16 protein-coding genes are annotated in these 16,399 nt (G+C 58.7%); 7 read left to right on the top strand and 9 right to left on the bottom strand.

Annotated elements, in window-relative coordinates:
• The first annotated feature begins 133 nt into the window (after positions 1-133).
• The gene (locus GRAN_RS11075; RefSeq protein ID WP_161570935.1) at positions 134-946 is read left to right on the top strand and encodes an efflux RND transporter periplasmic adaptor subunit; all 813 of its coding nucleotides are present in this window, start codon (positions 134-136) and stop codon (positions 944-946) included.
• Complete coding sequence (locus GRAN_RS11070) at positions 943-3,093, top strand: HlyD family efflux transporter periplasmic adaptor subunit (protein ID WP_128913129.1); 2,151 nt, start codon at positions 943-945, stop codon at positions 3,091-3,093. The genes GRAN_RS11075 and GRAN_RS11070 overlap by 4 nt, the downstream gene beginning before the upstream one ends.
• 177 nt (positions 3,094-3,270) lie before the next feature.
• On the opposite strand, the gene GRAN_RS26655 is transcribed toward GRAN_RS11070, so the two are convergent.
• On the bottom strand, positions 3,271-3,399 hold the full coding sequence (locus GRAN_RS26655) for a hypothetical protein (RefSeq protein WP_277751210.1): 129 nt from the start codon (positions 3,397-3,399) through the stop codon (positions 3,271-3,273).
• Positions 3,400-3,630: 231 nt separating this feature from the next.
• Positions 3,631-4,848, bottom strand: coding sequence for a sigma-54-dependent transcriptional regulator (locus GRAN_RS11065; protein WP_161570934.1), 1,218 nt, complete (start codon positions 4,846-4,848; stop codon positions 3,631-3,633).
• A gap of 351 nt (positions 4,849-5,199) precedes the next feature.
• Here GRAN_RS11065 and GRAN_RS11060 point away from each other — a divergent pair, with 351 nt between their 5' ends.
• A complete protein-coding gene (locus GRAN_RS11060; RefSeq protein ID WP_128913127.1) occupies positions 5,200-5,436 on the top strand; it encodes a hypothetical protein in 237 nt (78 codons plus the stop codon).
• A gap of 37 nt (positions 5,437-5,473) precedes the next feature.
• On the opposite strand, the gene GRAN_RS11055 is transcribed toward GRAN_RS11060, so the two are convergent.
• The 6 genes from GRAN_RS11055 to GRAN_RS11030 all read right to left on the bottom strand — a co-directional run bounded on the left by GRAN_RS11055 (position 5,474) and on the right by GRAN_RS11030 (position 12,214).
• Positions 5,474-5,908, bottom strand: coding sequence for a MerC domain-containing protein (locus tag GRAN_RS11055; protein WP_241654504.1), 435 nt, complete (start codon positions 5,906-5,908; stop codon positions 5,474-5,476).
• Positions 5,909-5,941: 33 nt separating this feature from the next.
• Positions 5,942-6,187, bottom strand: a complete 246-nt coding sequence (locus tag GRAN_RS11050; RefSeq protein ID WP_128913125.1) for a hypothetical protein — start codon at positions 6,185-6,187, stop codon at positions 5,942-5,944.
• Positions 6,188-6,241: 54 nt separating this feature from the next.
• Entirely contained in the window at positions 6,242-8,977 is a 2,736-nt protein-coding gene (locus tag GRAN_RS11045; RefSeq protein ID WP_128913124.1) for a TonB-dependent receptor, read from the bottom strand.
• Between the two features lie 87 nt (positions 8,978-9,064).
• Positions 9,065-9,442: a hypothetical protein gene (locus GRAN_RS11040; RefSeq protein WP_128913123.1), complete on the bottom strand. Its 378-nt coding sequence runs from the start codon at positions 9,440-9,442 to the stop codon at positions 9,065-9,067.
• A gap of 610 nt (positions 9,443-10,052) precedes the next feature.
• Positions 10,053-10,619 (bottom strand): hypothetical protein, encoded by a 567-nt coding sequence (locus tag GRAN_RS11035; RefSeq protein ID WP_128913122.1) that lies wholly within the window; start codon positions 10,617-10,619, stop codon positions 10,053-10,055.
• A gap of 707 nt (positions 10,620-11,326) precedes the next feature.
• Positions 11,327-12,214: an SDR family oxidoreductase gene (locus tag GRAN_RS11030; protein ID WP_338323427.1), complete on the bottom strand. Its 888-nt coding sequence runs from the start codon at positions 12,212-12,214 to the stop codon at positions 11,327-11,329.
• A 487-nt stretch (positions 12,215-12,701) separates the two neighbouring features.
• On the opposite strand from GRAN_RS11030, the gene GRAN_RS11025 reads away from it, so the two are divergent.
• On the top strand, positions 12,702-13,448 hold the full coding sequence (locus GRAN_RS11025) for a hypothetical protein (RefSeq protein WP_128913121.1): 747 nt from the start codon (positions 12,702-12,704) through the stop codon (positions 13,446-13,448).
• Positions 13,449-13,464: 16 nt separating this feature from the next.
• Here GRAN_RS11025 and GRAN_RS11020 read toward each other — a convergent pair whose 3' ends face one another.
• Positions 13,465-14,301, bottom strand: a complete 837-nt coding sequence (locus GRAN_RS11020; RefSeq protein WP_128913120.1) for a helix-turn-helix transcriptional regulator — start codon at positions 14,299-14,301, stop codon at positions 13,465-13,467.
• A 181-nt stretch (positions 14,302-14,482) separates the two neighbouring features.
• Here GRAN_RS11020 and GRAN_RS11015 point away from each other — a divergent pair, with 181 nt between their 5' ends.
• From GRAN_RS11015 to GRAN_RS11005, 3 genes are read left to right on the top strand one after another with little or no spacing between them, the layout of a single operon-like run.
• Positions 14,483-15,418, top strand: a complete 936-nt coding sequence (locus tag GRAN_RS11015; protein ID WP_128913119.1) for a phosphoribosylaminoimidazolesuccinocarboxamide synthase — start codon at positions 14,483-14,485, stop codon at positions 15,416-15,418.
• Positions 15,418-16,062, top strand: a complete 645-nt coding sequence (locus GRAN_RS11010) for a CvpA family protein (protein ID WP_128913118.1) — start codon at positions 15,418-15,420, stop codon at positions 16,060-16,062. The genes GRAN_RS11015 and GRAN_RS11010 overlap by 1 nt, the downstream gene beginning before the upstream one ends.
• Positions 16,059-16,352, top strand: a complete 294-nt coding sequence (locus tag GRAN_RS11005) for a helix-turn-helix domain-containing protein (protein WP_128913117.1) — start codon at positions 16,059-16,061, stop codon at positions 16,350-16,352. The genes GRAN_RS11010 and GRAN_RS11005 overlap by 4 nt, the downstream gene beginning before the upstream one ends.
• The last annotated feature ends 47 nt before the right edge of the window (positions 16,353-16,399 follow it).

Below are 16,399 nucleotides of genomic sequence, written 5' to 3'. Positions count from 1 at the left end.
TATGTTTCTTTCTCGTCGTTCCTCTTTAGTCCTTGCAGTCGCTTTCTTGGCGCCAGCGCTGCTGAGTGGATGTGAGTCCCACCCCGTCGCGGCGGCGGCCGTAATATCCACGTCCGCATTACCGGAGCGTCCGATGCCTTCTACTGTGACGGAGGCCGGCGTGACCGAGGCGGCGCCATTCAAAACGACAGGACCGCTGGTCGCCGAGCAGCAATCGGATGTTGCCGCGGAGCGCGATGGCCGCGTCGCCGGCATCGCGGTGGAGATTGGGGACCACGTGAGGCGCGGGCAGTTGCTGGCGTCGCTCGACAGTCGCGTGCTGCAGGCGACTGTCGAGTCGCAAAATGCCAAGTTGGCGTCGGTGCGGGCCAGGGTGCTGGAATTGCAGGCTGAAGAGAAGATGGATGCCGCGGACCTGCGCCGCTCCGACGAGCTACGGGCGGTGAACATCGTAAGCCAAGAGGCATGGGAGCACGTCAGGTTCAGGCTCGAGGAAGTGACGGCCGAGATTGCACGCTATCGCGCCGATGCGCTGGCTGCGGAGGCTGACCTGAAATACGCGGAGCTGCAACTGGACCAGTGCCACATCGTCGCGCCGTTTGATGGGGTCGTAGGTCGACAGTCCCTCAGGCTCGCACAGGAGGTGAAGACGGGCGATGTGCTCTTCTGGGTGACCGCAGAGGCTCCGCTGCGCATCCTGTTTACCGTTCCGGAATCCGCCATGGCGGCATACTCGGTGGGTGCTCCGCTCGATCTCACAACTCCCGGATATCCGGACCTGCATCAGGCGGCGCGCATCCTCCGCGTCAGTCCGGTCGTCGATCCGGCCAGCGACAGCGTGCAGGTGATTGGCTCCATCGCGCATGCGTCTGTCCTGCTGAAACCGGGCATGTCCATGCAGGTGACGCTCGGGAGTTCCGCTGCCGCAAAGACGAGAGCGCCATGATGAATCTGGTGGCGGCGCGTAATATCGCGATGCTTGATATTTCCCCGGAAAGACTACGTATCAGCCGTCCGCCATGCCTGGACCCGGAGTTGGTGGTGCGCGAGGAGATGCTTGGGGGGGAACGGGTCGTCGGCGTCTTCCATCGGGGCCGTGGCAACTTCTTCAGGTTTCCGCCCGTGCAGTGGACACTGCTGCAGTTGTTCGACGGCGTCCGCACGTACGATGAGGTCGCGGACCTCTTCAGCCAGCAGACCTCCTTGACCGTCGCAGTAGAGGAGGTTCGGACGCTTGCGGAAAGTCTTGAGGAGAGCGATTTCTGGTATCGATCCGCGCAAGAGCGGACCTTTGCCCTGAACGATGTGCTGAATGCTCCGCGCAATCGCCTCTCCCGACGCCCGACAAAGAACGCTCTAGCCCAGATCAGCTTCTCGGTCATCGACCCGGACGGCTTCCTCACCTGGCTCGACGGTAAGATCGGCAGCTTCCTCTACAGTTCGGGATTCACTCTTCTTGCCCTGCTGCTTTTCTTCGTAGAAGCATTCATCTTTGTGACGAGGTGGGATTTTTTCGCCCCGGACCTGGTCCTCTTCTACACGTTCACCAGCAAGAGCTTCGCGGAGCTCGCACAGTTCTGGCTGCTCTTTTTTGTCATCGGCTTCTTCCATGAGATGGCTCACGGCCTCACCTGCAAGCATTTCGGCGGCCAGGTCCACAAGATGGGTTTCCTGCTGCTGTATCTCACCCCGGCATTCTTCGTTGATATCACCGAGATCTGGTTGTGTTCCTCGAGACGCCATCGTTCCTACGCGATCATTGCCGGCATCTGGATCGAGCTCATCTTTTGCGGAAGTTCCATGATCGTCTGGCTGAATACGCAACCCGGACAATGGGGCCACAATTTCTGCTACGAGGTCATCCTGATGACTGGAGTCGCTGCGATTGTCCTCAATCTCAATCCGTTGGCCAAGTTCGATGGCTACTACCTGATGACAGAGTGGATTGGGATTCCCGACCTGAAAGAGCGCTCGACAGCATTTCTCTCCGGATGGGTGCAGCGCGGTCTGCTTGGTCTGGACGCGGAGCTTCCAGTCGTTGCTCGAGGGCATGTGCCCTTTTTCGTTGCTTACGCATTCCTATCCGGTCTTTACAGTTACGTACTCCTTTCGACCGTAGTCCGCCTGACCTACAACATAGGATCGCACTGGCTTGGCGAGTTTGCCCTCATCCCCGCTGTGTTGCTGGCTTACAAGGTCTTTCATTCTCGCCTCGCCGCGCTGCGCGGGGTGCTCAAACGGGTCTGGTCGAAACACGTAAGCACAGGGCGGATGACGCCGGCCCTGACGGCTTCCCTTCTTATCCTGCTCGCGCTGGTTCTTTTGCCCATTCGGCGCGACCGCGAAAGCGGCTTGTTCGTCATCGAGCCGGAGCACTCCTCGGTGCTTCATGCCCCGGAAGAAGGCACCGTCAGCGCGGTCTTCGTGGATGAAGGCGAGGAGGTTCGCATGGGAGAACCGCTCTTGCAGGTCAGGAGCGTCACAGTCGATTCCCTGCGTTCCTCTGCCACTGCCCAAAGCGACGCGGCGCGATTTGCAACCTTCAACGCGCAGCTTTCGCATAGCAGCCTGGGATCGGCAGCCTCCGGGCGCGACGCCGCGTTGCGCTCCGAAGCTCTGGCCGGCAGAACGCAGGCCTCGCTTCTCGTGCGCGCACCAGCCGATGGTGTCATTCTCACGCGGGACCCTGCAGCCTTGACGGATCGGAGTGTGGGTTCAGGCGAGCCGCTCTTGACCGTGGCGGAATACGGCTCGCGCGTGGCACGTATCTTCATCCCCGCCGCGGCCCTCAATCGCATCCAGCCGAACGCCGAGGTTGCCTTGATCGAGCCGGGGCAATTTGGTGTACTGCATGCCAGGCTGCCTGCCCTCGAGGGCGATGCCGTCGCATTACCACCCGGTCTCGCAACGAATACCGGCTTGAAGGGCGTCGCGGCCCCAACGTATTACTACGCCCGCATCCGCCTCGATGATCCGACCGGGCGGCTGGAGCTTGGCATGTCTGGCGACGTTATTCTCTTCGGGGCTCGCCGCAGTCTCTTCGCTCGGGCATGGAACGTGGGGTCGAACCTCTTCTGCGCTCACGTCTGGTAAAGGCCCGAATATGAGCTTCTGAGTAGGCTTGCTCCTTCGGGATGATGGCGGGACGAAAGAGTCGTACAACGATCGTGCTCCAACGAGCCTCAGGGCAGACCGCAAAGCAGGCTGCCCATAGCGGAGGGAACTGCGTCGATCGCCAGAGCAATCGACGCAGTTTGTAATGCGAGATGTTTAGAAAAAGGAAGGACGCGGAGCAGCAATCTGCATCGCAACGGCGGGCGTCAGCTTGACGCTGGGTGTGGTGGTGGAGACAGCGGCGGACTTCGAGCTTGAAACGATGGACTTCTTCGCGATTGCCATGGTGGAACCCTCGGATGATTGATTGAACTGCGACTACATCTTTGGAAAAGCAACTGGCGCGCCAAACCATCTAACCGACACATAACCGGATAACTTGCCTGGAATGTTGAGATTATGTAAGCGCTTTTACTTCTGAACAACCGCTTGCACAGGGGACAGAGCAGCGTTATTCCACCGTGATGGCCTAGATAAAAAAATTTCACCCACAGGTGAAAAAATAACGCCACCGCTTTACAAAGAGTATTTTCGACATAGATATTTGAGACGTTGCACATCCAACCGCAGCAATCGGGCGGCAGTGGATTTGCTTCCCTTTGCCCTGTGAAGAGCTTCTGTTAGCAGCGAGATTTCCAGGCTTTCTATTTCGTTATCGAAGTCTGTTCCAGACTCCGGCAGCAGCTCAGTCCTCCGCACGGGCAAACCACCTGCCATCATGCCGGGCGGCAGGTGGGTTGCGCCGATCTCGTCCGGTCGAACCGTGATCACCAGTCTCTGAATTAGATTCTCCAATTCGCGCACATTGCCCGGCCATCGATGCTCACGAAAGACCTGGCTGGCAGCTTCGGCCAGACGCTTGACCGGCACTCCGTTCGCTTCGCAGTGAACGCGGAGGAAGAATTCGGCAAGGCGTGAGATGTCATCGGCCCGCTCGCGCAACGGTGGCAGATGAATGGGCACGACATGAATGCGATAGAAGAGGTCTTCGCGAAACCGGCCTTGCGCGACCAGCTCTTCGAGCGGCTCGTGCGTCGCGCAGACCAGACGAAAATCAATCTTGCGCAGCGTTCGTCCACCGAGCCGCTGCACCTGGCGATCTTCCAGAACGCGCAACAGCTTCGTCTGCAGCGGTAGGGCAAGCGTCGCAATTTCGTCGAGGAAGAGCGTGCCCTGGTCCGCCAGCTCGATCTGTCCGGGCCGCGACTCGGTCGCCCCGGTAAAGGCACCCTTCTCACTGCCGAAGAGTTCCGACTCGATCAGATTCTCAGGCAATGCCGCGCAGTTGATCCGAATAAAAGGTTTGTTCGCTCGTCGGCTCAGGGCGACAAGCGCCCGCCCCACGAGTTCCTTTCCCGTGCCACTCTCTCCCCGGATAAGAACGGTAATATTGCTGTTCGCCACCTGCCGGATCGCCTCATAGACGAGCCGCATCGGCTCACTCGCCCCGATGAAGTCCTGGAACCCGCCGTCCTCTGCCGCCTCTCGCTGCGCGGGTTGGTCCCAGTTGTGGCCACGAGTACGCAACAGTTCAATGAGAGTCTGGCGCAGTTCGGAGACATTCAACGGTCGCGGCAAGTATGCGTCGACGCCTGGCGCGGCGTATTGGGTGGAGACCCCGCGCACGCGCGAGCTGCCTATGGCAATCAGCACCAGCCTGTCACTCAGATGCCGCAATTGCTCGACCACAGCAACGCCCATCCGTGGGTCTAGATCGCAGAGTTCCAAATCCATGAGGACGGCCGCAGCTCCTACCTCTTGCGTCCATCCAGCAACCCCTCGGAGACTCTCTCCGGGGACAACGCGAACCCACGGACCGAGTTCGTCTGCGACCTCATCGCGAAGAGCTGCATTTGCCGTGATGACACAGGCGACGGGTAGCTCCGCGGCCTCTGTCGACGTCGGTCCGTGTACCGGTACGAAGTCTCGTGTCCTGGAACCTCGTGCCTGCAAGCCGGACGTCCTCAGCATGACGAAATGCTACACGAGTCAGAACCGACGAACATCCACCGAAATGGGCGCGGCCATTCGGGTGGATGGGCCCTCGCGCAAACGATAAAGGTTTAGCGGGCGTTGGCGGCTCTGTTGCGTTACCTCCGGTTGGCACTGTCCGGCCTTGTGTTTGTCGATCAAGCATTGATCGTGAAGCCTTCGAACAGCTTGTTGATGAAGCGTGCCCTTGATAGCAACGTGCAACGCGAGCGAGCAGTCGACAAGCATGCATGCGACCGTCACCCCCTGCACGACGAGGATGCGGTCATCGCTTCCTTTCGCTTCGCATCTGCCGCGGCTTTGGCAACACGCTCTCAGAACCTGAAGTGACCCTTCGAGCGGAAGTCATTGTGATTTCGGATGCTCGCTAGGGGTGCTCGTTCGCCGTTGCACAGACGCAGTCTTTGCAGAAAGTGTGATTGATGCGGTGGGACGCGATCATGAACAGGCTGCCTGTTAAAGTTACCCCCACCTCAACCCAATGTCCTGGGAGGAGATCCCCATAAAAGGCTCCCGTGGCGACTAAGCTCAGGCCGATGCACATCATGAGAATCGTCAGTTTTCTGCCATGCACGCGATACCCGTTCGCGAGTGCAAGCGCACCAATCGCCGCGACCCCGACCGCCAGGCAGCGGTGCGTGGATTCTTCCGACGGCAGAAAATGGGCGGCGACCGCCGACATCGACAGCAATACCGGCGTCAGCAGGCAATGGACAACGCACAGGGCAGAAGCACATTGTCCAATGCCATCCGGCCAGCGGGATCCCGGCGTGATGAAAGATGCATTCGTTCCGCTACTCACAATAATCTCCTTCTGTTCGTCAAGAATCCCTCGTCAGTCGTCGAGGATCACGTCCTTGAAGCTGTGACCCAAATAAGCGCCAATCGCCATGGCGAGAATCATGAGCAGAGTCAGCGCGATAAGCAGAACGCGGTCTGTGCGAGAAAATCTGACCTGCAGCCGTGCGTTATCTCGCCGCAGACGGCCAAGCCCCGCCTCGCGGCGCACTTGTCTCAACAGCGCACGGCGGTTGCGCTTTCGAAGAAACAATAGCTTGTGAAAGCCGTTCTGCTGTTCCACACACGCTCCTGTGTGGCTGCGTCCTCTCTGTGAGGTCGCAGCCACCGGAAGGCATTAGAAGTGAAACGCGATCTCCCCCGTTACTGTCCTCGGAGTCAGGTAATGGGTTCCCGAGAAGGTAGAGAGGAAGTTGTAGAGGGCATACTTGTTGGCGAGGTTAATAGCCGTCAGCGTAGCTCCGAAGCGATAACGGCCTTGCTCCCCGAAGCGAACGATGTTGTCGTCGCCAACCGCCATATCGAAGACATGACGAGGGGCAATGCGGGACGGGTTCTTATCCGCATCTTCGGTGTTGGGCGCAGGAATCGTCAGCAGCTTCGATTTCAAGCCGGCAACATCGCAAGCCTGGAAACCAGAGGTTGGCGTGGCCTTCACACCGTCGCACGTCAGTCCAGCCTGAAACTGCTGGTCTGGCGAAAGCCCGGAAAGATCGATACCCGGCTGACCATTGGGCAAGGTGATTGCAGTAGCCGGATCGCAGTCCGTGTTCGCCCCATTTGGGTTGTAGCACGGCGCCGCGCCGGCCACCAGACCGGAGTCGTACCGCCAGTTGAATCCAACCCAAAGGCTCTTGTGAAACGGCACATGGTATTCGAGGTGCGTTGTTTGATTGAATTTCTCGTCGTGGTCAATACGGAACGGCACATTTCCACTAGCCGAATTCGTACTGACCGGGGTCGCGCCAACGCCGCCAAGTTGCGGATTGAAGAAGCGGGCCGCGACGGAAGAGGCGTTGAAGCGTGCGTTGAAGCCATGCAAATCCGTCAACGTAGCACTGATCGCGTAGCCCGGGATCTTCGAGCTGTGCCATTCGATAGGAAATGTGATGGGGGTCGTACCCAGCACGCTGAAGTCATACGCGTTGTGCGTGTACTTCCAGAGGTACTCTCCGTTGAAGGCAAGGTGTTTGCCGATCGCCTGTCCAAAGCCAGCGTGGAACTCATTGCGGAAGCCGGGATTGAACGGAGTTGCCTGAGGAGTGGACGTTTGGCAGGAGCCATCCGAGAGGGTCGCGAAGATGTTGTAGAGCACGGTGTCCGCGCAGCCCTTGGACGAAAGAACCAGATTCTCGTTGAACGGAGTTTCCTGGGTTCGAGCATAAGAGACACGAAGAACGGTTCCACTCGGCTTGATGTTGTAGGAGATACCGGCACGTGGCTCGGCTTGGTACTGCTTGGTAAGACCGTTGTAGAAGTCGCCGCGCATCCCGAGATTGAACAACCAGTTGCCCGCTTTGATCTGATCTTCGCCGTAGAGCGCGGTCTGCTTCACGTCCGCGCGACCCTGCCATAGGTAGAACTGTCCTCCCTGGGTCAGGTCGTAGGGCAATAGAACCGGATTCACACTCGGGTTCCCGGTGGCACCGGGTGCCGTGCAACTCGCGGGATTTCCGAAGGAGTCCACGCAAGCCGGTGTGATGGTGGGATCGACGATACCGATCGAGTCATTCTCGCGCAGGAAGGTCTGTTGATACTGGGCTCCGAGCTTGAAGTTGTTCATGCCGAAAACGTACGAAACGTCAGCATGCACACCGGCATTGGTCAGAGTACGGAACTGCTGGACGGACTCCTGTTGCTGATCGACAGCAAAATCCGCAAGCGGATTAGCGCTTGGATAGTAGTTGTACGCGTCGCGCCGCACATAGAAGCCAAGATTAAAGACACCACTGTCATTGATCACGTGCGTGTAGGTAGGAGCGAAGTTAATCGTGCCAATCTTCGACCGTTGATCCGTGTTGCCAACGGGGTTACCGTTCCCATCGACGACGTTGACGTTCTCATAGTCGTTCGGCGTCTGAAACCATGAGTGCGTGTACTGAGCGTTGAAGTGAATGGAGTCCTTGCGGGTGAAGTTGTAGTCCACACGGTCGAAGAAGTTCTCCTCGTTGCCCTTGTCGTGGAAAACCGAGAACTCCGAACCATCCAGAAACCGGCCGCTTTGTAATCCGTCCACCGCCAGAAAATTGCCCCAGTTTTCTCCGCCAACTGCGGTATCGAACGAGAGGTAGCTTGATCCGAAGCTTCCATAAGAGAGCCGCACATCCCCTGTTGGCTGGTGTACTCCTTGCCCAGAGCGTGTCGTTACTTTGACGACCAGGGAGGTCTTATCTCCGAACTCGGCCGGAGGCGCGCCGTCAATCACTTCCAGCGACTGCACCGCGGCTGCCGGGACCTGGTTCGAGAAGACCTTGCTCTGTTGATCCGTGATCGGTTGCCCGTCGATGTTGAACGAGTTTTCGGCGTGATCTCCCAGCCCATGCATCAGGCCGTTCGAATCCGCCGCAACGCCCGGAGAAGCAAGTGTGACGATCGAACTAAGTGCGCTCGAAGGACTTTCAATCGGCAGATGGTCGATGACGGAGCGGTCGATATCGGCATGGAAGGTCGGATCGTTCTCAACCAGTTCCGGGCCGGCTTCGACGGTCACGACCGTACTGGTTCCAATCGCCAGGGTGAAGGAGAGTGCAACCGGTACCGTGTTTGAAACCTCGACACTCCTGCTCGCCGTATTGAATCCATCGCGTCGCACGATGACCCGATACGGGTTGAAGGGAAGGTTCGGGAAGCTGTAGGCACCCTGAGCGTTCGTCTTTGTCTCACGCGAGTAGCCGCTGACAATGTTTTCCAAGCGGACCAATGCATCTGCGACCGTCGCCCCCGAAGGGTCTTTGACGATGCCAGCAACGTTGCCTGAGGTACTCTGCCCATACATGGCACCAGCGGCAAAAGCTGCCACCATGCCAACGAGCAGCACTGCGAGAATGAACCGGAATGGGTTCGGCCTCTTCATGAAGAATCTCCTATTGTGCCTGTGTCCCTCAATGGGGAACGAGAAGGGGAAGACCGTCATCCTGCACGGATGCTTGCGGTCTGCGACTTACACAGCGAGGGATTCAAGAGAAGGCGGCGGGCGACCGAAGAGGTCAAAACTCCAGAAGAGGGCAGGCTCTGTGAATTCAAGACAGATCGAGAGAGGTTCAGGATCGACCTGCAGACGTTCGGTCAACACTGCAAAGGCCAGTAACGTTGAATGCCCGGCCATGCAGAGCGGGCAAGTCAGCTCGGAATCATTCGACTGGATTATGTGAAGAAATTGCCGATGATCCGAGGCATGAGCTTCCGTACCTCCGGTCCACGACCCGTGGTGGTGCGTCGCCTGGGCAACGCTCATCCACAGCATGAGCAATGCAGCCAAGTGCACGAAAGCAAAGAGACAATGTGAGGGCCGCCTTACGGCCGACTCACCTTTCAGCATGGGGAAAATCCAATCGCGTTAGAAGAGCGACACCGGAATGCAGATAGGTCGAAGCGCCGCGCGAGAATGCGCGGCAAACTATATCTGCCCGTAGAGTCGAACTAAGCGAAAGGAGGAGGTCGAACGCGTTGAGCGGGAGGAATCCAGATCGCTACCCGTCGCGATTCATGCTCTGAGACGGCAGCCTCAGTCTCGGTTTCTGCCAGCAGCAGCAAACCGATAGCTACCGCGGCGCAAACCGAAACCATCTGAGCACAAGACATACACACGGCACATTGGCCTTCGTGAACGTCTGCCTTCTGATCGGTATGAGCCGCTGCCATGATGCTCATACCGAGAACCGCAACGAGGAGCAACAAACACAGGACAATGTGCTTGCGTGGTACTCGTTCTAGAACTCTGGTCAGCATGCTGGTTTCTCAAGCTTCCTTGGAATGAGCGGGCGTGTCAAGTGAGCGCGTGCTTCCTATTCGATATGAATTGCCCTGTATCCCGATGCCTCGGCAGGAAGTGGCGGCATCTCGACTTGTCGCACATGTGTTCTCAATAAGATAACCAATGGCATCGACCTTTCGCACACGTAAGAACGTGGTGGGTCACGCAGCGTAGTCTAACGCCTTCTGCGGATCCCAATCAGGAGTCCACCGGACATCCCGATGGATTGCGGGTGGCCCCCGGCGAAGCTGTAGTCATACGCAGGCTCCAGATACCAGCCAAAACGGTGCCGGCCCGACGGCCAGAACATGAAGTCTCCGGCAAGTTCTCCGGAAAAGGTGTCGGATGTCCTCCCGTTTTGTCTGAGGTGCGCCCACTGCGGCCCGACGCCCGCCATGAATTCCGCCCGCTTCGAAATCGTCCAGGGCTTCTTGAACAGAAAGTCGGTATCCCATTCCGTCGAGTTTCGGGTGAAGAACGGCGAGACACCGGCCTCCAGCTCCAGCCAATGTTCGATGGGCGTGCATTCGGCGGCAAGGTTTGGTGCGAACGTGGCAGCACCGCCTTTGAGGTTCCAGTTCGTCGAAGCCCCGATTTCGAGAATGGCGATCTCGTCCTCTTCGTTCGTCGCCGCGTCGGTTGGTGGTTGTTCCTTTCGGTCATGAGCCATCTGCCCGTGGACGTGGAGGCAGAGGAACAGAAGTATGTGCGCCCCAACGAGCGCGAACACGCGTGTACGCATGGGAATCTCCAGTCCTTTTTGTGCTGATTTATTCCGCTCGAAGCGGAGGATTTTGGGCTAGGAGGCGATGCGTGGCGGTCGAAAGATGGTCATCCGTGGTGCCATTGCGGTTCGAGCCGGCTCTGGCGAAACGTTCGCAATGGTGGTGTCCGATGGAATCAGGGTTAGTTGGACACCTGGTAAGCCGTGGAACCCGCAGCAGGAGCAGATGCCGTTGCAGCTATCCGGCGCCACCGGATGGGGATGCTGGACGGTCGAATGCTGAGACGAAGCGAAAACAATCGATACGCTGTCGCAGAGATCGCAGTGAGGCGGATTCACCGCAAGCCAGAACAGCAATCCGCAGAGCAACCACGCCCATGAACGAACGTCGCGCTTCTGGCTCATGGTGCAACGATAAATGGTTTGACACCCTCTCGTGGGAAGTCGCAAGCCACCGCTTGTATCGGTTCGCCTGGCCCTGGGAGGGAAAGCCAGTTTGTCCGAAATGGACTATTGCAGTACATAAAGTACGGAACCAAGCGAAGTGCGCATCCATAACGTGCGCGTGGAATCGTGTGGGAGACACATCGGTTCCTCTCATGCACAACGTCCGTAAATCCCTGGGGCGTACCAAGGTTCATGATCCATACTCACTTACGCGAGAACTACGAGACGCAACGAAGCGCCAGCAGCTTTCAAGCCGCCGGCGCCCAGTCGTATGGTGTTTAGTACTTCATCGCTTCCAGGTCAGCAATCAAGCCGGGCCCCGTCGGGGTCCACCCCAACTGCTCCCGAGTCATCTTGCTCGAGGCAGCCAGGTCCATCCCTGCGAACATCGCCATCCATCCGAAGTAGTCCTTCGCCTCTTCGGGGGTGAGACTCCTGACCTCCTGCTTCAGGCCCTTCGCAGTCACCTCCGCGATCTCTTTCGCCGTGATTCCTTCCTCCGCAACCGCGTTGTACCGGCTCCCCGCCACGTTCTTCTCGAGCGCCAAACGATAGAGCCGCGCCACATCGTTCACATGCGCCGCGGGCCAGCGATTCTTGCCCTCGCCGAGATAAGCCGTGAAGCCCTTCTCGCGCGCAATCGCGATGGTGTAGGTCACCAATCCCTGCTTCACCGTGTCATGCACTTGCGGCAAGCGAATCACCGACACGCTCACACCCTTCTCACTCGCCGCGGCGCCTGCCAGCTCTGAACCTATCCGCGGATTGGGATGCTGTGTATCAAATTGATCTTCCGTCGCCAGCTTACCGGGCCCATTGCTGCCCACACCCGTGCCCGACGTCACCAGGAACGGACGCTTCGATCCAACCAGCACGTCGCCCATAGCAAGGATGGCGTTTTTATCGTCCTCGCAGTTCTTTACGAATTGCGAAAAGTCATGGTTCATCGCGCAATGAATCACACCATCAGCCTTCTCAGCACCCTTCCGCAAACTGTCCAGGTCCTCGATGTTGCCGTGATGCACTTCAACGCCTGCCGCCTGTAACTTCTTCGCGCCTTCTTCCGACCTCGTCAGCCCAAGCACGGTGTGTCCCGCACCCAGCAACTCCGGAATAATCCGCGTTCCGATAAACCCTGTAGCGCCCGTCAAAAATACCTTCATCATCCATCTCCTTCGCAGCGTGAGGGGGCCGCACTCGACCCGTGTGCTTACCTAGATGGCATCCACTCGCCAGACGAACTATGCTGGGAGTCCGCATATTCGGTTCGATCGTCCGGAGACCTGCTTAGGCATTCCGCGAGGTTGATGGGGCATAGGCCCCTGTAAGGTCATCTTCGATCGTCTCGGGCACTGTCGATCGCGGCTCTCACGTGCGCCGCTTGCGCCTTCCGGATTGGCTCAATCGTCAGCCGTTCCGCGATCATTTCCTCGACGAGATCGGTGTGTAATCCGGCGAGCAGGACATGCGCCGCCAATGATGGCATCTCCCGCCTTTCCAACGGGCATTGCGTCCTCAACGCTGTAACGGAGCAGTGACGCACAAAGGGTGTAACGCAACCTCCCGAACGATCCCTCTCTGTCGCGTTTGTACTATCGAGAGACGGACGGCTGCTCCTACTCTCTTTCCAAACGTTCTTGTTGGAGGGGAGACATGGGAAGCAGCACGGCACTACTGGGGGGCGCTCGCGGGGATCGCAGCGTTGGCCTGACAGCTCACAGGCGCAAATGGGATCACCGCTTCTATACAGGGATGGCATTTGCGATTGCGGCAGGCGTCTTTGCTGGGTTCAGCAGGACGTATTATGCGATCAGCTATTTCCATAGCCCCTCGATTCCGTTCTGGGTTCATGTTCACGGCGCGGTCTTCACCGGCTGGATTCTCTTCTACCTGCTCCAGAACCTGCTCGCCATGTATGGGCGGATGAACCTGCATCGCAGTCTTGGACTTGCCGGCGGCCTGCTCGCCTCGGGTGTTGTCGTGATGGGATCCGCTGTTGCTCTGCGTCAGGCGCGTCTGGGACGGTCTTTTCCCTTTCCCGATGTATACAGCTCCCTCGCCGTCTCTGCCGGTCAGATGGCTTTGTTCGGCGTGTTCCTGTTCCTCGGTTTGCGCCTGCGACGAGATAGTGAGAGCCACAAACGCTTCATCCTCATGGCGACGCAGCTCTTCTTCTTCCCGGCATTCGGGCGTTTGATGCAAGGCATCAGTCTGCTGGCGCTCTTGCTTGCCCTGTGCTTTTATTTTGCCGGGCCACTCTACGACTACCTGACTAGAAGGTCTATTCACCCGGCATATCGATGGGGTGTACCACTTCTCATCCTCACCATGCCGCCATTCCCTGTGCTTGCTTCTCACGCGCCTGTATGGCATTCCGTCGTGGATCGCTGGCTGTTGTGATCGCCCCGGCAAGAGTTCAGTTGCCGTCGAATAGCCGGTTCCTCGCGAAGTGGATGAGATGCTCCGGCGCGATCTCCTGGATCGCGGACGTTGGAGCCTCGCCAGCCAGTTCCCGGAAGTCGCGAATCATGTGCATATGGTCGTGATACTGCGCCGCATGTGCGATCTGAGTCCAGCTCATGGATCTCTCCGCTCTCAGACGGAGCGCATGACTAAACCTCGAGATCCGGCTCAGCGCCTTCGGGGAGACTCCAGCGTACGCAAGCGACCTTCGCTCAAGCTGACGAACATTCACACCCATCTGCCGCGCCACATCCGCCACCTTCAGGCCGCTGCCAGTCACTGTAAGGAGGTGAAGCGCCCGGTATACCGGGTCCGCGAAGTTCACCCGTGCGACCTGGCGGGAGAAGTAAGCGTCCAGAGCGTTCACTCGCTCTGAAAAGGTGCGCAAATTCCCAAGCCGTTCGTGAAGCTGAGAGACCGAAGGGCCAAGAAGCGAGTGCCCTTCCGTTCCAGCGTTCGAAAGCGGCGCGGTGGGCACGCCGAAGAGTGCGTGAAAGCCGCAGGGTTGGAACATGATGACCAGCGATTCGATGTGTCCCCTGATAATCAGCCGGGAACGCCGCCAGCCCTGGGGCCCGATGACCGAGATTTCGTTTGGATCTTCCAGCGTCTCCGACCCATAGTTACGCACCTCATAGGAGCCCGCGAACTCAAACTCAAGCATGACCCCAAGCCGCGCCACCACAGGCTCAACCAGCTCCTGCACGCCAAGGCGCGCCTCGCGCTGCACATACGCGCGGATGAAAGGCCGCAAGGCGGATTCCGGAGAGGCGCTTTGAACGTTGAGCATAGGCTCCTAGAATGCACTCCTGCCACGCGGCTGAAATCGCCGATGGCATATGCGGTCAAGGCTAAGCCCTGTGCGGAGGCTTCCGCTAGTACAAATCCGACAGTCTCGCCGTGATGGGTACACGAACCGACTAGACAGGTCGGCACTGACGCACAACGGCCAAAGTGATACCGTTTTGTAGATGCCAGCTCTCCTGACGACCGACCTCTCGCCCCTCCCCCTGATCGCACGCGGCAAGGTTCGCGACATCTACTCGCTCGGTCCCGAGCCAGACTCGGACCTCCTCTTCATCGCCACCGACCGCATCTCGGCCTTCGACCACGTCCTCGGCAGCGGCATCCCCGACAAGGGCCGCATCCTCACCCAGATCTCCGCCTTCTGGTTCGACTACCTGTCGGATACCGTCCAGAATCACCTTCAACCGTACATTGGCCCGGAAGCTATCCAGCGTTTACAACCGTTTTCTGAGGTCATCGAGGGCCGCAGCATGGTCGTGCGCCGCGCCCAGATGTTCCCTGTCGAGTGCGTCGCCCGCGCCTATCTCTCCGGGTCCGGATGGAAGGATTACCAGCAAACTGGCGGGGTTTGTGGGATTCCCCTCCCCCCCGGCCTGCGCGAATCCGACCGCCTCCCCGAGCCGATCTTCACCCCCGCCGCCAAAATCAACACCGGCGGCCACGACGAAAACATCAGCTACAAGGCCGTAGAACGCACCGTAGGCGCCGAAATCGCACGGCGCCTGCGCGACCTCACCCTCGACCTCTTCAAGCGTGCAAGCGAACACGCTGCGTCGAAGGGTCTAATCCTCGCCGATACGAAATTCGAGTTCGGCATCCTGCCCAGCCTGGACCCCAACGACCAGGGAATGCCGCAGATTGCCCTCTGCGACGAGGTTCTGACGCCGGATTCGAGCCGCTTCTGGCCTGCGGCAACCTACGAGCCCGGGGGCCCGCAGCCCTCCTATGACAAGCAATACGTCCGCGACTACCTCGAGTCCATCCGCTGGAACAAGCAGGCGCCCGCTCCCTCGCTGCCGAGTGAAGTCGTTGAAAAGACGCGTGCGAAGTATCTAGAGGCCTTCCATCTCCTTACCGGTCGCACCTCGCTCGAAGCCTGATGCAGCTTCCGAATCCGCAGACCTTCAACGCCTTCGACTGGTTCCTCGTCGCCTTGCTCGCATGGTCGACGATCATGGCATTTTTGCGCGGCATCATCCGCGTTCTCTTCTCCTTCGCCGGACTGATCGCCGGCATCGTACTCGCCGGTTGGTACTATCACGATCTCGCCGTGCGCCTCTCTCACTGGATCGCCACCAAAGCCGCAGCCGAGATCATCTCCTTTCTTCTCATTGCGATTGCGGTCATGGTTTTTGTCGGGCTCGTCGGCCGTCTGGTGAGTCGAACCGCGAAGGCCATCGGCCTTGGATTGCCCGACCGTCTGCTCGGCGCGCTCTTCGGATTTGCCCGAGGATGCCTTCTCGGAGTCGCCGTCATGATGGCCGTTGCGGCATTTCTCCCGGGTTCTGAGTGGATTGCACGTTCTCGTCTCGCCCCCTATTTCCTAGATGGAGCACATGCGGTATCCTTCGTGGTACCGAACGACCTTCAACGAAAGATCCTGCACGGCGCCGAAGAACTCAAGCACAATGCCCCGGGCTGGATCAAGCCACACTCGCAGCGCGACAATGAAACACCGGTGTCATCACTCCCAGTACGTTCGAAACGCATAGCAGCCTCGGACAGCAAAGAAGGATCCTTGTGAAGCGCGAACTCGACGGACTCATTACGCAAATGCACAGCTCCGGAGTCTCCTATGCCGAGGCCGTCCGCCAGTTCAAGAAGCGCTATCTGCTGATGGTCCTCGCTCACCACAAGGGAAACCAGTGCAAGGCCGCGGAAGAACTGGGTATGCATCGCAATACTCTCAGCCGTACCCTTGCCGAGCTCGATATGGATTCCACACAGATCCGCAATGGGATGAAGCGGCCTGTGGCGAGCGAACGTGGCATGCCCAGCGAACGAACTGCGCCCCGGAAGGTTGCGAATCTCTAGCCGATTGGGCAATCGCCTGACGCTCTTCCCTGCCCTTCGACGTCTAA

Origin of the sequence: Granulicella sibirica (assembly GCF_004115155.1) — a bacterium.
Lineage (GTDB): Bacteria > Acidobacteriota > Terriglobia > Terriglobales > Acidobacteriaceae > Edaphobacter > Edaphobacter sibiricus.
Note: the sequence above shows the minus strand (reverse complement) of the source record. Positions and strands in the feature narration are given on the sequence as shown.